Origin of the sequence: Streptomyces sp. KR80, from assembly GCF_052245555.1 — a bacterium.
In the GTDB taxonomy this organism is placed as follows: domain Bacteria; phylum Actinomycetota; class Actinomycetes; order Streptomycetales; family Streptomycetaceae; genus Streptomyces.
This window is the reverse complement of the sequence record NZ_JBQQCD010000025.1, coordinates 64,834-81,189: the sequence shown is the minus strand read 5'-3', so window position 1 is coordinate 81,189 and position 16,356 is coordinate 64,834. Positions and strand designations below refer to the sequence as shown.

General features: G+C 68.8%; 10 protein-coding genes and 1 pseudogene. 3 read left to right on the top strand and 8 right to left on the bottom strand.

The annotated features are described in order from the left end of the window. The 6 genes from ACTWQI_RS26615 to ACTWQI_RS26590 form a co-directional block, all read right to left on the bottom strand. Window positions 1-575: sugar-binding domain-containing protein (locus ACTWQI_RS26615; protein ID WP_443274291.1), on the bottom strand; the 575-nt coding region annotated here is incomplete at its 3' end. 12 nt (window positions 576-587) lie between these two features. Next, window positions 588-1,457, bottom strand: coding sequence for a carbohydrate ABC transporter permease (locus tag ACTWQI_RS26610; protein ID WP_443274290.1), 870 nt, complete (start codon window positions 1,455-1,457; stop codon window positions 588-590). Beyond that, complete coding sequence (locus ACTWQI_RS26605) at window positions 1,454-2,410, bottom strand: carbohydrate ABC transporter permease (protein ID WP_443274289.1); 957 nt, start codon at window positions 2,408-2,410, stop codon at window positions 1,454-1,456. Before ACTWQI_RS26605 ends, ACTWQI_RS26610 begins: the two co-directional genes overlap by 4 nt. Window positions 2,411-2,425: 15 nt before the next feature. Beyond that, the gene (locus ACTWQI_RS26600; RefSeq protein ID WP_443274288.1) at window positions 2,426-3,685 is read right to left on the bottom strand and encodes an ABC transporter substrate-binding protein; all 1,260 of its coding nucleotides are present in this window, start codon (window positions 3,683-3,685) and stop codon (window positions 2,426-2,428) included. 186 nt (window positions 3,686-3,871) lie between these two features. Further along, window positions 3,872-5,341, bottom strand: coding sequence for a glycoside hydrolase family 30 protein (locus ACTWQI_RS26595; RefSeq protein ID WP_443274287.1), 1,470 nt, complete (start codon window positions 5,339-5,341; stop codon window positions 3,872-3,874). Window positions 5,342-5,358: 17 nt separating this feature from the next. Further along, complete coding sequence (locus ACTWQI_RS26590) at window positions 5,359-6,597, bottom strand: ROK family protein (protein ID WP_443274286.1); 1,239 nt, start codon at window positions 6,595-6,597, stop codon at window positions 5,359-5,361. Between the two features lie 400 nt (window positions 6,598-6,997). On the opposite strand from ACTWQI_RS26590, the gene ACTWQI_RS26585 reads away from it, so the two are divergent. The 3 genes from ACTWQI_RS26585 (at window position 6,998) to ACTWQI_RS26575 (ending at window position 13,608) form a co-directional block, all read left to right on the top strand. Next, entirely contained in the window at window positions 6,998-8,470 is a 1,473-nt protein-coding gene (locus tag ACTWQI_RS26585; RefSeq protein ID WP_443274285.1) for a hypothetical protein, read from the top strand. Window positions 8,471-8,809: 339 nt separating this feature from the next. Next, window positions 8,810-9,751, top strand: a complete 942-nt coding sequence (locus ACTWQI_RS26580) for a pectate lyase family protein (RefSeq protein ID WP_443274284.1) — start codon at window positions 8,810-8,812, stop codon at window positions 9,749-9,751. A 203-nt stretch (window positions 9,752-9,954) separates the two neighbouring features. Beyond that, window positions 9,955-13,608, top strand: coding sequence for a substrate-binding domain-containing protein (locus tag ACTWQI_RS26575; protein ID WP_443274283.1), 3,654 nt, complete (start codon window positions 9,955-9,957; stop codon window positions 13,606-13,608). A gap of 180 nt (window positions 13,609-13,788) precedes the next feature. Here ACTWQI_RS26575 and ACTWQI_RS26570 read toward each other — a convergent pair. Continuing rightward, window positions 13,789-14,841: pseudogene (locus ACTWQI_RS26570) on the bottom strand (non-reducing end alpha-L-arabinofuranosidase family hydrolase); the annotation flags it as partial. Between the two features lie 109 nt (window positions 14,842-14,950). Then, window positions 14,951-16,351 (bottom strand): glycoside hydrolase family 30 protein, encoded by a 1,401-nt coding sequence (locus ACTWQI_RS26565; RefSeq protein WP_443274282.1) that lies wholly within the window; start codon window positions 16,349-16,351, stop codon window positions 14,951-14,953. Window positions 16,352-16,356 lie beyond the last annotated feature (5 nt).

Genomic DNA, 16,356 nt, shown 5'->3' with positions numbered 1-16,356 from the left:
TCCTGGTCCTCCAGATAGCTGCCGGAGGACCACTGGTGGACGCGGACCGCCAGCACATTGCCGCGCGACCGCAGCAGCCTGCCGACCGAGAACTCGTGCGGCAGCCTGCTGCCCTTGAAACTGCCCAGTTCGTGCCCGTTGAGCCAGACCTTGGCGCAGGACTCGACGCCCTCGAAGCGCAGCACGCTCTCGCCCGCTTCCGGCCAGCCGTCCGGGACGTCGAAGGTGTGTAGATGGTCTCCGGTCGGGTTCTCGGTCGGCACCCGCGGCGGGTCGACGGGGAAGGGGTAGACGGTGTTCGTATAGGCGGGCGCACCATGCCCCTGCAGGACCCAGTGACCCGGCACCGCCATCTCGTCCCAGCCCGCCGCGTCGAAGCCGGGCCGGGCAAAGGACTCGTCCTCCGCGGTCGCGGTCGGCGAAAGCCGGAAGCGCCAGATCCCGTTGAGGCTCAACTGCGCGGCGTCGGAGGACGCGTACCAAGCGCGCGGCGAGAGGCCTCCGCTGCCGGGAGTCACATCCTCGTAGTAGGGGAGATCCTCGGGTGCGGAAGAAGCGGCGTCGTGCGTGCTCATCGGTCTCCTTGCTCAGCCCTTGATTCCGGTCTGCGCGACCCCCTGCACCAGCCAGCGCTGGAGGAAGGCGAAGACCAGGAGCAGGGGCAGGATGGATATGGCTGCGGCCATGAAGATCAGGTGGATGTTGATGGTCTGCGCGGTGAGATACGAGGACAACGCCACCTGCACCGTCCAGGACTCCTGGTCCTGTCCGATGACCAGCGGCCACAGGAAGGCGTTCCAGCCGCTGATGAAGGTGATGACCGCGATCGCAGCGATGAAGTTCAGCGAGTTGGGCACCACGATCCGCCAGTACGAGCCCCAGTAGCTCAGTCCGTCCACTCGGGCAGCCTCCTCCAGCTCCCTGGGGAAACCCAGGAAGTACTGGCGGAAGAGGAAAGCGGTGAAGCCGCTGAACAGGCCGGGGATGATCAGCCCGCGCAGGTCGGAGACCCAGCCGAGCGAGGAGACGAGCACAAAGCTGGGGATGAAGGTGACGGCGGCGGGAACCATCAGGGTGCCCAGGATCAGATAGAAGACCTTGTTGGCATGCCGGTACGGGATCCGGGCCAGACCGTAGCCGGCCATCGAGCACAGCAGCAGGGTGCCCACGGTGTGCAGCACACCGACGATCAGTGAGTTCCACAGCGCCCTGCCGAAGGGCACGGCCGGGTCGCCGAACAGCTCGGCGACATTGCCCCACTGCAGGTCCGAGGGGAAGAGCTGCCAGTTCTCGCCCGTGATGTCGGCATCGGTGGACAGGGCATTGCGGAGGATCAGATAGAACGGGACAAGGAACAGCACGGTGGCGACGACGAGGGCGGTGTACAGCCCGGCGTTGCCAAGGGCTTCCCGTACGCCGCGCCGCCGGCCGGCGAACTGCCCGGTGGTGGCGCTCACTCGTCGTCACCCTTTCCGAAACCGAGGATCCTGCCCTGGAGCAGGGTGACCATGCAGATGAGGAGGGCGAGGATCAGCGCGCCCGCGCTGCCGCGCCCGTAGTCCTGGTTCTCGCCCAGTGCCAGGTTCCACAGGTAGACCAGCGGCGGGCGGCCCCAGGTCGCCTTGTCCAGCAGGTTGTAGAACTCGTCGAAGGCCTGGTAAGCGGCAATGAGAAGCAGCAGGATCACCGCGGTGGAGGTGGCGCGCAGCTGCGGCAGGGTGATGTGCCGGAAGGTCTGCCAGCCGGACTTGGCGCCGTCGATGGCGGCGGCCTCGTACAGCTCGCGGGGGATGTTCTGCAGCGCGGCCAGGAACAGGATCATGTAGAAGCCGGACTGCAGCCACAGCCGTACGGTGACGATCACCAGCCAGTACCAGGGCGGGTCGGGCGAGGCCAGCCAGGCGATCTGGTCGACGCCGAACCAGCTCAGCACCGTATTGGCCAGGCCGAAGCGCACTCCGTTGAAGACCGACATTTTCCAGATCAGCGAGGCGGCGACGAAGCTGCACGCGGTCGGCAGGAAGAACACCGACCGGAAGAACCCCTTCATGAAGCGGATGCGGTGCACCATCAGCGCCAGCGCGAGCGAGAGGGCGAAGGTGAGCGGGACGGCGAACGCCGCGAAGACCGTGAAGGTGACCAGGCTGCCGACGAAGTCGCCGTCGGAGAGCATGGCGACGTAGTTCTCGAGGCCGACGAACTCGGTTGGGGTGACCGTGGAGCGTGCCTCGAAGAAGCTGAGCCACAGACTCCAGCCGATTGGTGCGTAGACGAAGATGATCAGGCCCGCGAGGAACGGACCGACGAACAGCCAGAAGTTGAGGGTGCGCCCTCGCACGCCGAGCCGCCGCCGGACGGCTTCCGTCGTGGCGGCGGTGCGGTGAGACACGCTCTGTGTAGTGGTGGCCATGTGAGTGTGTGAGTCCTAGCCGAAGAGCTTCTTGAGCTCGCGCTCGATCTTCTTGTCGGCCTTGTCGAGCTCGGCCTCCGGGTTCGCGGCGCCGCGTACCGCATTGGCCATGACATCGGTCATGGTGGTGATCATCGCCTGGGTCCAGGACGGGTTGTCGAAGATGCCCACGGTGTCGAAGAGCTTGACGCCCTCGGCAGCGAGACCGGACTTGAGCTTGTCGGCCTTGGCGGCCACGGACTTGCGCGGCGGGATGTGGAAGCCGTAGTCGAGGGCCCACTCCTCCTGGAAGTCCTTCTGGTCGATCCACAGCCACTTCACGAACTCCTTGGCCGCGTCGACGTCCTTGGCCTTCGCCGAGACGAAGGTGGACCAGCCGCCGTTGTAGACGACCTGGCGGCCCTTCGCGTCGCCGGACGAGGGCCACGGGATGATCCCCACGTCGTCGCCGTGCGCCTCGAGGATCTGCGGCATGGCCCACATGCCGCACCACTGCATCGCGCACAGCTCCTGGATGAAGGACGACGGGTCCCAGTGCTCGGTGGGGGCGCCCTTCAGCAGGGCCTTGCCCTTGTAGAGCTCGCGCATCTTGCGCAGCGCCTCGACGACCTCGGGGGCGTGATACGCGATCTTGTTGTCCGGAGTGAGCAGTTCGGCGCCGGTGGACCAGATCAGCGGGTTCTGGATCGGCTGCAGGGTCTGCCCGAGGTAGAGGCCCTTGACCTTGCCGGTGGTGAGCTTCTCGGCGGCGTCGATCAGCTCGTCGAGGGTGGTCGGCGGCTTGACCCCGGCCTTCTCCAGCAGGGACTTGCGGTAGTAGAGGAACTGCGGGTCGTCGATCATACGGACGCCGTAGACCTTGCCGTCGATCGTGTGGGACGTGATGTCCGCCTCATTGAAGTCGTCCTTGACGCCTTCGAGGATGTCGTCGAGGGGCACGATCTGCTTCTCGTGGGCCATGTGGATCTGCGGGTGGAACTCGAAGACGTCCGGCCCGTCGGATGACAGCAGTGCGGTGAACAGCTTCTTCTCGTACTCGCCCGGTATCCACTGGGTCGAGACGTTGGCCTTCTTGTACGCCTTGGCGAACTTCTGGGCGGCCTGCTGTGTCCCCGGCTCACCGTAGGCGTGGTACATCTGCTTGATCGTCGTGCTGGAACCGCCGTTCGAGCGGCCCGTGTTGGAGCCGCAGGCAGAGAGCGCGCCCAGGGCGGCCATTCCTCCGGCGGCGCGCAGCACGCTGCGGCGGTCCCACTCTCTCCTCATTGCCGGCATGGTGACTTCCTCATCTCGTTGCGGTCTCAACTCATGTCGTGCAGCGGGACGTTAACCATAGAAAAAGACTTCGGCAATGGATTGGACGAAGTCGCCTGGAGGGGATTTGCCGCGGTTCGAGACCCCGAACGACCAGCGGTTACGGGCCATCTGAAAGGGGCCCGTAACCGCCGGAATCACATGCGGCTAACCGATCACGTAAGTGGTGATCGAGCGGGCCGGCAGCGAGGCGGTGACCCGGTTGCCGTCCACCGAAGGCAGCCCGGCCGCTGCCCAGTTCTCGGTGGCCGAGGTCCGTACCGCCTTCTTGGCGGCGAGGCCGCTGCCGGGCAGGGTCAGCGTCAGCTCGGAGGCGGTGGCGTTGTGGTTGTTGACCACCAGCGTCCACCTGCCCTTGCGCTTGAAGGCGGAGACCTCGACGCCACTGGGCGCGCCCGTCACCTCGTGCAGCACCGCACCGGGCCGTACGAACCTGCTGTACTGGCCGAGCGCGTAATACCGCTTGGTGAGATACAGCTTCTGGTTGCCGTTGGCCGCGTACGTCGGGTCGTAGTAGATCAGCCCGTCGTTCCAGCCCTGGTCGTTCTTGGCCGAGGCTCCGGTCTCCGGGTCGACACCCATCATGTTGGAGAGCGCCACCCACCAGTGGAACGCCGAATCGTGCGCCACGGTGAAGTCCTTGTGCATGATCCGGGACATCAGCAGCGCATTGTCGATGGTGGGGTCGTACTCCTGCTTCCAGCCCGTGCCGCCCCCGCCGAAGCAGCAGATCTCGGTGGACCAGGACTCCTTGCCGAAGGACCTGGCCGTCTCGGCGACCTGGGTGCGCGAGGCGTCACTGGGGTTGTTGTACGTGTGGTGGGCGAGCTTGTCGACGTAACGGGACGTCCCGGGCTGGCTCAGCCACTGCGGGACCTCGCTGTTGAAGCCATCGGTGCTGCTCGACTCGTCGGCGATGATCCCGGTCCGGCGGCCGCGCGCGTCCAGCTCGGCGCCCAGGGTCCTGACGATGTCGTCGCGCTGGCCGACATCGACTAGCATCCCCTCCTGACCGCAGCCGTCGAAGCTGTTCGTCGGCTCGTTGAACGGGCTGATGTAGTCGAATCGGGCGCCCCTTCTCGCGAAGTGGTCCGTCACATCCGCGATGTAGCGGGCGAAGTCCTTCTCGTGGACGGCGTCCAGATGTCCGCCGCAGCTCTTGCCGTTGGTCTTCCACTCGGCCGGTGCGCTGTTGACGAACGCGATCAGGTCCTCGACGCCGTACCTGGCGGCGTACTTGAGGAAGGCCCGACCGCCGGGGTCTTTGGACCAGTCGTACGAGCCGTCGTCCTCGAGGAAGTCCTGCGGGGCGCGCTCTGGGGTGGTCACCCCGGTGCCGCCGCCCCCGATGTTGTAACGGTAGGCGCTCAGGTCGAGCCCGTCGGACCCGAAGAGAAGCCGTGCAACCTCGGCTCGGGCCCTGGGGGAGAAGTTCCCGAGGTCGTTGACCCACCAAGCGCCCGAGGCGCCGATGTTGTCGATGGCCTGTGACCGCCGGTCCGAGACGTGTGCCGCGGAGATCTCCTCGGCCGCCGAGACCGAGGGGGATATGAGGCCGGCCAGCGCGATCGCGGCGGCCCCTCCTGCGAGCAATGCGCGTGCGCGTATCCGTGCCATGGGCAACCCTTCTGTCGTCAAGAGGGTGTGCTGCGTTGCCTTGCGGTGGTACGGCGTGCGGTGTTCTGACCCACAGACGCCAGCGAGCCCTCGAGTGCGAAGGCCGCCGCGCCGAGGCTCACGGGGTTGGAAGGGATCGGGCACAGCACGATCTCGGTGCCGGCCAGCGGGCGGCGCAGCGCATGGCGGGCGACCGCCTCGCGCACCTCGTCGAGCAGCGGCTGCCCGAGCAGCCTCGCGACCCAGCTGCTGAGCACGATCACTTCGGGATTGAGCAGATTGACCAGGTCGGCGACCGCCGCACCCAGATAGCGGGCGGTCTCCTTGACCACCTTCACCGCCACCGGGTCGCCGTCCGCGACGCCGCGGGCGAGTGCCTCGATCGTCGCGGTCTGGTCGTCGGGGTGCAGCAGTGGGCTACCGGGGCTCAACTCGCGGAGGCTCTGCATGATGCCGGGCGCGCCGACGTAGGTCTCCACGCAGCCGTGGTTGCCGCAGTGGCACAGCCGCCCGTCGAGGACGAGCGTGGTGTGCCCCCACTCTCCCGCGCTGTTGGTCACGCCTCGGTACAGAGCGCCGCCGAGCGCGAGGCCTGCGCCCACGCCCGTACCGAGGTTGACCACTACGACGTCGCCGCGGCCGCGCGCTGCGCCGAACCACAGCTCGGCCACCGTGCAGGCGCGCAGCGGATTGTCGAGGTGCAGGGGATACGGAATGCGCTCGCCGAGGAGGCCGAGGAGGGGGACGTCGTGCCAGTCCCAGTTGGGCGCGTACACCGACACCCCGCCCTCGCGGTCCACCTGGCCCGGCATGCTCACCCCGACGCCCAGCACCCGCTCGCTCGCCACCGAGGCCTGTTCCACCACGAAGGCCACCGCGGTGGCGATGTGCGCCACGACCTGAGCGGGTTGGTTCTCGCCTGGGCGCAGCTCCTCCTCGGCCCGGGCGATCACGGTCATTGCGAGGTCGAACAGCTCGACATGGATGTACGTCTCGGCCACATCCACGCCGATGAGGGCGCCGCCTGAAGTGTTGACCGAGACCAGCCCGCGCGGCCGGCCGCCCTCGGAGTCCTCGTAACCGACCTCGACGAGCATGCCCAGCGCGAGGAGCTCGCCGACGAGATTGGCCACGGTCGCCAGGCTCAGACCCGTCGCCGCGGCCAAGTCCTGCCTGGAGACGGGGGATTCGGCCACGATGTGGCGCAGGACTCCGTACCGGTTCGCGGTGCGTATGTCACGGGACGTGCGCTTCACGGCGGTTCCCCCTCCGTGCCTGGGGTCCTCCCTGGCGGCGGCTAGGCTATGGCGTGGCGCGGGTATTCGACAACCCTTAGGAAAACGGCTGTAGGAAGTCGCCGGCGAAAGTCGGAACGCCTTCGTCGCTCAGCACTTCGCCGGATCGCAGGGCAACGAACTGCCCCGGCTCGGCCTGTGCGTGGCCGATGAACGGGAGCGTCTGCCAGGCCAACGAGCCTCTCTCACCAGCGCGTTGACCTTTCAGGAACGGTGACTGTGGGGCAGATCACGCCCCGCCTCTGCATAACCGGCCCGAGGCGAGCGGTGGGCATGACATGATCCCGCTTGCCATTACCCGCGGTAACAGCAGCCGGTAATGGCAGCCACCCCTCCACTCCACATCCCCCGAGGATCAGACGTGCGCAAGATCACCAGGAGCGTCCTGGTACCGGCGCTGACCGCCGCATCCCTCCTCACCGCCGGGTGTTCGGCAGCCGGCCCGTCAGCGCAGTCGGCCGGCGACGCCGGACCGACGACCACCGCCACCTCTCCTGCTCCCCGGCAACTCGACGTCGAGGCGGATCCGGCCGGAGCCGCCACACCGACCGCCGTGGCCCGTGCGGGCGGCGGCAAGCCGGCGGTGAAGTCCTCGCTGAAGGTCGCCTCGTACGACCGCCGCAGCGGACGGGCCGTCATCTCCGGCAAGGGCAGCGAGCCCAAGCCCTCCGAGACCACCCCCGACGGGTCCGACACCACCCCCCGTCCGAGCCCCACCGACTCATCCGGGACGACAAAGGACGTCCCCGTAGCCGCCGGCGACCTCATCGCGAGCGCCCCCGCTCCGGGCGCCCCCGATGGTGTCCTGGCCAAGGTCACCGAGGTGGTGGGGGAGACCGAGAAGGGCACCGAGGTCGCGACGGCGCCGACGACCCTCGGCGCGGTGCTGGGCGAGGACAAGGCCGACGGCACGGTGCCGGTCGACCCTGCGTCCGTCAAGGTCAAGCCGTTGGTCAACGGCGTGAAGGTCTCCTGGGCGAAAACCGGCGACGTGCACTTCGGACCCGAGGGCGCGAAGCTGCCCATGGGCAGCCTGCGCCTCGACGTCGGCGCCTCGGTCGCCACCGCCAAGGGCGCTCCGGCCTCCGCCGCCGCCTCCGTCAAGGGCTTCGTCCAGCTTGCCCCGCAAGTGGAGTTCGGCTACGACGGCAGCGGCTCCGGCAGCGGCACCTCGCCCGGCGCCGCGTTCCTGGGCCTGACCGGTGACTGGTCATCGCAGTGGGCGCTGAAGGGCCGGGCGGCCGGTGCCACCGAGCACGGGAAGCCGCTGCGGGTGCCGTTCGCCGAACTGCACACCGACCCAGTGATCTACGTCGGCCCGGTGCCGGTCGTGGTGAATCTCGACCTCACCTGCTACTTGCAGGTGGACGGCGACGGCCGGATCAGCGTCGACGTCAAGCAGAACGTGAAGGGTGCCTTCCGAGTCGGCGGCAACTTCAGCTGGGCCAAGGGCTGGACTCCGGTCAGCACCTCCACCGTGAAGGGCGTCCCGCTGAAGACGTCCGTGGCAGCCGCGGGCAAGGTGAAGGCCGCGCTGGGCGCCGAGGCGAGTATCGGCCTGTACGGCACGGTCGGCGTCACCGCCGACTTCGCCCCGTACCTGCGGGGTGAGGCCGCAAGCAGCGCCACCGGGAGCTCGGACGGAGGCGGCTCGGCGCTGGGTGCCTGGAAGCTTTTCGGCGGGCTGGACCTCAGGGGCACCCTGCGGATTCAGCTGTCCATCTTCGGCACGCCGATCTTCCGGCATGACATCCCGCTGGGGACACTGCACAGGGAATGGAGGCTCGCGGAGGGCAAGGGTTCGGCGATCACCACCGGGCCCCGCGGCAGCTGACAGCGGTCGTGGCGCGCCCCCATTCGGTGCCGTTCGTACCGCAGAGAACGCGTGGCACCGGCGGCGACCAGCCGCGGCTGCCGAAGCGCTGAGCGGCGCCGGTCCGGAAGGTTTCCGGACCGGCGCCGAGGCCCCGACATACTCGCCGAGCGCCGCGGCGCGTCCTTCGGGATTGCGCGCAATAGTCCACACGAGCCGCGTCATCGTCCACACGGCCCGCTCTAGCATCGTCGGCAGCCAGCCGCGCGGCTCCAGTGCACATACATGCACGCAACTGCTCTCCAAGAACCCCCACGGATGGAGAAACCCATGCGCAGGACGAGCGCAAGGTTCACACTGATGAGTGCCGCTGCCGGGACTGCCGGCCTGCTGGCCGTGACCGCGGCGACCATCGCCAACGGCGCTCCGGCGGAGTCGGCCCAGCCCCAGGCCGCCGCAGCGGCAAGCCCCATCGGCTTCGGTGCCGGAACGACGGGAGGCGCGGGCGGCAGCACCGTCACCGTCAACAGCGCCTCCGCCTTCACGTCGGCCGTTCAGAGCAGCTCGCCGATGATCGTGCGGGTTGCCGGCCCCATCGCGCTGAGCAGCATGACGAAGGTCGCCTCCAACAAGACCATCGTCGGCGTCGGCAAGTCGGCCAGGATCACCGGCAGCGGGCTGAACGTCAGCAAGGTCAGTAACGTGATCATCCAGAACGTCACGTTCACCGGCTCCAACGACGACGCGATCAACGTCGAGTACTCCACGAAGGTCTGGATCGACCACAACGACATCTCGGGCGCCAAGGACGGCGGCGTCGACATCAAGCGGGCCTCCACCAACATCACCGTGTCGTGGAACCACGCGCACAACCAGAACAAGAACATGCTGCTGGGCCACTCCGACGGCAACGCCGGCGAGGACACCGGCAAGCTGAAGGTGACGTACGACCACAACTGGTTCGACGGAACCACCCAGCGCAACCCGCGGGTGCGCTTCGGCAACCCGGTGCACGTGCTGAACAACTACTTCAGCAACATCAAGGACTACGGCGTGGCGTCCACGGAGAACGCGGGCGTGCTGGTCGAGGGGAACTACTTCGAGAACGTCGAGGACACGTACCACCGCGGCGAGGCCTCCTCCGGCCCCGGCGCACTCGCGGCCAAGAACAACCACTTCGTCAACGCCTCGCCGGGCCAGACCGGCGGCAGCGTGGCGAGCATCCCGTACAGCTACACCGCCGACGCCGCCTCCAGCGTGAAGTCGAAGGTCATGGCGGGCGCCGGGGTCGGCAAGATCTGACGGCCGATCAGCAGAACCCGTCAGTCAGCAGGACCTGATCGCGCGCCGCGCGGCGCCCCGCGCCGCGGCGCACGCTCCGGGGCAGGACCGCGGACGGAGTCGAGCCGCAGGTCTTGCCCCGGTAAGCGCTTTCCCCTACCTTCCCCAACTCGGTGGGATGTGCCGGGCGGTAGCCCGGAGCACCCCTGACGAGTGAGGCACGCATGGCGGAACAGGGACCCGCCGGGGCCGCGGGACAGCGCAAGCAGCCGGGCCGGCTCACGATCGGTCTGGTCACGGCGAACATTCATCTAGGCGTCGGGGCCACGCTGTGGTCCGGGGTGCGCAGGGCCGCGGAGCGGGCCGATGTGAACCTCGTGTGCTTCCCGGGAGGCCCGCTGCGGCCCGGCGCGTCGCGCAGCGCACTGTACGAACTGGTGGGCCCAGCACGGCTGGACGGGGTGGTCTGCTGGAGCTCCACCCTGGGGCTGCCGGCGTCCGGTGACCACGCCGAGCGGCTGCTGCGGTCGCTGGAGCATCTGCCGGTGGTCAGTCTCAATCGTGTCCTGGCGGGCCATGAGGCACTGAGGCTGGATTCGTGTGCGGGTATGAGAGAGCTCGTCGGCCATCTGGTCGCACGGCACGGTGTGCGGCGACCGGCATGCATCCGCGGGCCGCTCAACAACCCGGTCTCCTTCGAGCGGTACCGCGCCTACACCGGGGCGCTGGCGCAGTACCGTCTTCCAGCGGAGCGCTCTTTGGTCTGTGCCGCGGGCGAGTTCGGCGCGGGCGTCGGTGCTTCGGCGATGCGCGTGCTGCTGGACGCGCGCGGACTGCGCCCCGGCGCCGACTTCGACGCCGTGGTCGCATGCAGCGACGTCCTGGCGGCGGACGCGCTGCGGCTGCTCGCCGAGCGGGGGATCCACGTGCCCGAGGATGTCGCCGTGGTCGGGTTCAACGACTCCCCCGAGGCGTGGCTCTCCGATCCGCCGTTGACCTCGGTCGCGCTGCCCTTCGCGGAGCTGGGCGAGCTGGCCGTGGACACCCTGGTGGCGAGCCTGCGGGGTACGCGTCCGCCCGACCGTACGGCGGTTGCCGGTGCTGTTGTCGTCCGTCGTTCCTGCGGTTGCCCCTCGCCGCTGGTGGCGCAGGCGGTGCCGGACGGCGGGCCGTCCTCGCACGCCGACGCGTTCCCGCCGCCGGTCGACGCAGGGCAGCGCCGGGCATTGGAGGAGATCTTCGGGGTTCTGCCGTGTGCCGGGCGGGAACTGGCGGCGGCGTTCCGGGCGGACGCCGGTCCCACAAACCGCGCAGGCGCCGGTCACGCGACGGCACGGCGGCCCGCGGAGCCGGCCGGCGTGACCACCGGCGCTGCCGGCAGATCTCCCGGCGGCGTCCGCGGCTTTCTGCCCTTGCTGGAGTACCTGCTGGGCCGTCATGTGCACACCCTGGAGGAGGTGGCGGCGTGGGACCGGGCCCTGCTGGAGATACGCGACAGGGCGGTGTGGTGTCTGCCGGCAGCGGCTCGGGTCCGCGGAGAACGGCTCTTGGCGCAGGCGCGCCTGATGGCGAACGACACCTCCCGGCGGCTTCTGGAGTACGAGCGCTGGGCGGACGGCCGGGAAGCGGACCGACTGCGGGAGTTCGGCACCGAGTTGAGCACGGTGGTGGATCTCGACGGGCTCAGCGAGGTGCTGGAGCGGCACGCGGCAGCGGACGAGCTGCCAGGTTGCCGGTTGGTGCTGTACGAGGATGCCTGGGAGCGCCGCTCCGGTGCGGGCCGTGGTCTGGCACGAGCACTCCCGGCCCCCTCCGAACGCACACCGGGCGGCAGAGGCGAGGGTCCCGAGCCGCGAACGTACCCCGCGGACCTGCTGCTTCCCGATGAACTGATGCCCCGGACGGGCCGATTCACCTTCGTACTCGAACCCCTGCACATCGGTGCGGAGCATGTGGGCTTCGCCGTGTTCGAAGCCAGTGCCGGCCAGGGTTCAGACCGGCGCGGAGCCCTCTACCGGGCACTGGGTGACCAGATCAGCGCAGCATTGAAGGGCATCCGACTGTTCGGCGAGGTGCGCCGGGCCCGGGATGCCGCTGAACAGGCCAGCACGTTCAAGACACGGCTGCTGGCCCAGGTCACCCAGGAGCTGCGCGGACCTCTGGAGGAGATCCGGCGGCATGCGGGTGCCGAACTGGGCGGGTCCGGACCCGAGGTGCTCGTACGGGTCCACCGCGACGCCGGCCGGCTGCTGCGGATGGTCGACGATCTGCTGGACTGGTCCCGAACCGAGAGCGACGATCTCGGCCTGTGCAGGCGGCTGATCGACCCGCGTCCGGTGCTGGCGGAGGCGTTCGGTTCCGTCACCGCCGCGGAGCCGGGCGGAGCGGGCTGGACGCTGGCGCTCCCCCGTCGGCTGCCCGCCGTACTGGCCGACCGCGAGCGTCTGGGGCAGGCCGTCCATCATGTGCTGGCCGCCGCTGCCGCGTGTGCCAGTGTGCCGGAGTGTGTGGTGCTGGCGGCCCGCATGCTGCCCACGTCGGTCCGGATCACGGTCACGGCGCCGACCGATCGGCCAGCGGAGCTGTGGGCGGACGGTGCTGCGGGTGCGGGCATCGGGTCGGTCACGGCGCGTCGTCTGGTGATGCTGCACGGTGGTTCGTTCACTGTCGGCCACGGTCCGCGGCACGCCCGACTGACTGTGGATCTGCCGCTGCCCGCACCACAGGGGCCGCGGGTGCTGCCGGCCCGAGGGGGACGCACCCTGCTGACCGTCGGCGTGGGGCGGCCGGCCGAGGATGTGGCCGCCCTGGCCAGGCACCACGGGTTGCGGCTGTGTCGGCTCGATCCGGGTGCAGGCCCCGCCTCTTTCGCCGGGGAGCGCACGGTGGCCGCGGTCGTGTGGGATGCCGAGGCCGCCGGGCCCGAGGAGTGGCGGGTGGCACAGCGCCTGCACGACCATCCGGCACTGAGCGGCACACCGTTCCTACTGTTCGGGGCTACGGGCGAAGACCTCGCTGGGGCGCTGCGGGCGCTGCGGCCGGCGGAGACCCAGAATCCGGTGATCGTTGTCGACGGCTCGGCGCCGTCGAGGGAACGCCTCCAGAGTGTGGTGGCCACCGCGCTGCCCAGCCACCCGGTCCGTACGGCGGCCGACGGCACCGCGGCGCTCGCCCTGATCGCCGAGGAGGTCCCGCGTCTGGTGATCACGCAGCGCGCTCTCGCGGACATGGACGGGTTCGACCTGGTCGACCGCATACGTGTCGCCCCAGGGCGTCCGCACTGCCCGGTGCTGCTGTTGAGCGCCGAGGGGTTCACGTTCGCCGATGCGCACCGGGCCCGGTGCCATCCCGGTCTGGTCCTCCTGGACCGCGGCATCCTCACCCAAGGCGAGACCGCCCGCCTGGTCGTCGGGATGACGCAGAACAAGACGGCCGCCGCCGGACGGAACCGGATCCTCGTCCATCAGGCTCTGGCCTACCTTCAGGCGCACTACCAGCACCGGATCTCGCGCTGGCAGGTCGCCCAGGCCGTCGGAGTCAGCGCCGATCATCTGGGCAGGCTCTTCCACGAGCAGTTCGGCCTCACGGTGTGGGACTACCTGACGCGTCTTCGGATCCAGCGGGCCGGCGAGCGGCTGCGGAGCAGCGGGGACAACATCCAGAGCGTGGCGCGGGCGGTGGGTTTCAGTGACCGTGCCTATTTCAGCCGGGTGTTCCGCAAGGTGACCGGTGTGGCGCCGCGCGCCTTCCGCGCTGCCGCCGGGGAAGTGGCCGTCATCGATCCGCAGGACGGGGAGGGGGCCCCTGCTGCGGATGGGGGCTTCCAGCAGGCATCGGATGCGCAGCGACCCGCGCTCCCGGGACCGGCATCGGCGTGACGCGCGGCCGGCACCGCGCACGGTATTGACAACGCGGCGGACGCACCCAGCCGGGCTCTTCGCCCGCACCGGCCAGCGCCTCCTCGCCCTGGCCGGTGGCATCCGGCACCGTGTCTCTTCGATCAGACGCTTCGGCCCGGCCACCGTGGGATGGGTGGCCGGGCCTTCTCGTGTCCTGGTTCAGCAGGTGGAGTTGGTCTGCGTCAGCAGGCCCAGCCGCCAGGGCAGCTTGCTGTAGTCGCCGGTGGCAGCGGGGTCCATGCCCTGGTAGAGGTACCGCAGGCGGCACGGGTTGATGGTGAGGGTCTGGTCGATGCCGTCGCGGATCATCTCGCCGTGGCTGATGTCCCGGGTCCAGGCGGCAGTGTCGAAGGTGACATTGTTCGACCGCGCGAAGGGGTTGTTCTCGGTGTCGGCCAGCGGGGTCCAGGTGCCGGTGATGCTGTTCGACGTCCAAGACCTGAAGAACCGCTTACCGTTGCTGCCGATCGCCTCGACGAGCAGCAGGTAGGTGTTGGAGCCCTTGAGCCGGTAGACGTTGGCGGCCTCCCAGAGGCGGTACTTGTTGGCCTCCTGCATCACCATGACCGTGTTGGTGAAGCCGTTCGGGAAGTTCGCGACGGTGGTCTGCGACCGGTACAGGTGCCCGTTGTCGTCGGAGGAGAACAGGTAGCAGTTCGTGGTGTCGCAGATGACCCAGAAGTCGACCCAGTGGCCGTTGCCGATGTTCTGCCGGATGATGTCCGGCATCGACGAGTAGAAGTTCTTCGGCTTGCTCCACGTCTCCGGCCTGCCCGGGTCGTCCGCCGTGGAATAGGACCCGTTGCCGGTCTGGTAGACCAGGTACCACTTCCTCTGCGGGGCGAAGTAGAACATCTGGGGAGCCGCCCGGTAGCCGGTGCCGATGTTGGGGTTGCGGTCGAGGTGGTACTGCGGGGCCGAGGACGCCTGCGACCAGTCGCTGAAGCCCGTGTAAGTCAGGCTGTAGCGACCCGACGAGTTCGTCGTGGTGGCATAGACATGCCACTTGTTGTGGTGGAACACCACCGATGGATCCTTGACCGCGGTGAGCTTGTGGCTCGCGTCCGACTTCGGGGAGATCAGCACCCCGCTCGACTTCCACTGGAAACTGCTCGGCAGAGCGGCCGCCACGGACGACGACGTCGGCGCCCGGCCCTCGTTCTCCGACGCTCCGGCCGGCGCGGCCCCCAAGCCTGGCACCAGGGCACCGAACAACAGGGCGAGCCCGCCGACCATGGCCCCCACACGTCTTGTCACGCGCATCGTGACTCCTTTCGTGAAGCGGAGATGGTGCAACGACGAAGAGCGATGTCGGCCACCGCTATCGCCTCATGGTGTAAGTGACCAGTGACCGGGCCGGAATCGTGGCGGTCAGTGAGCCCGCGTTGACCGCGATGGCGGACTGCCGGGCGGTGTTGTGGGAGCTGTTGGTCAGGTACGGGGTTGCCGTCCCGGTGGTGATCCCGGTGTTCCGCAGGGCGAACGACACCTGGTTGGCGCTGGTCGAGGCGTTGAGCGCCACCACCGTCAGAGATCCGTCGGTGTTGCGGAACGCTGACAGTTTGAGGCTGGCGTCTGGTGTGGTGGCGCCGATGCGGGTGGACCCGGGCCGGATGAAGCGGCTGTAGTTGGCGAGCGCCCACAGCCGCTTGGAGACCCAGTAGTTGTCGCCGTCGAGCTGGATCAGTCCCCGGGTGGCGCCGGTCGAGGCGCCGTACCAGTACAGGTAGCCATTGACGTTGCCCTTGGTGAGGGCCTCGTGGACGGCGGAGGCGACGGTGAACCCGTCGTAGCCGCTGCCGTCGTCCCAGTTCTCGTTCCAGGTGGTGCCGCTGGGTGTCCACTCCGACATCCAGGTCCGGCGCTGGGTCGGCAGGGGCCCGTCGACGGGGCTGGCGTACGTGTGACCGGCGTGGGTGGTGACGAGATTGCGCGCGGTCGGGTCGGCCTCGATCGCCCTGCTGTAGTTCTTCTGCTGGGCCCAGCCGAAGGAGTCGCAGCAGACGACCTTGTATCCGGCCGCGTTCGCGATCGGGCCGAAGACCTTGGTGAACTCGACCGCCTGGGCGGGGGTGAGCCGCATGGAGGCGTAGGGGGCGGTGTAGTCGGGCTCGTTGACGAACCCGAGATCGGTGATCGAGATGCCCTCCTGGGCGTAGAACTTCGCGTACTGGACCAGGAAGTTGGCGTACGCCCTGCGCCAGTCGCCGCTCGCGCAGGATGCGCCCGCCAGGCCGCAGAGGGTCCCTCCGTTGGCATCGGTGCCGTTGGTCTTCATGTAGCCGGGCGCGCTCCACGCGTCGGCGTAGAAGCGGGTCACGCCGTAGGCCTTGGCCTGCTGGGCCAGCCACACCTGACCGTCGTCGTCGCGGTCCCACACGTACTTGGGGGTCGCGTTCGGCCCGCCGGGGTCGGTCGGCTGGATACCTGAGTCGATGCCCAGCCGCAGGATGCTCAGCCCGGCGCCGGTACTGCGGTTGAGCAGCAGGTCCAGCACCTCGCGCTGGCGCTGTGCCGGCAGGCCCTGGGAGCCGCGCATGATGTCGGCCCGCCCGAAGTGCTCGGAGAATCCGAAGCCGTCGATCGGCTGAAATCTGGTCGACCCGTTGATCGTCGCCGAGGTGGCCACCCAGGCGTTCGGGAGGCTGCCCGCGGTGACACCGGCGGCCATCACCAAGACCGCCGCGCACGTCACCGTCCACTTCCTGAGTCTGCGCAGCATGATCC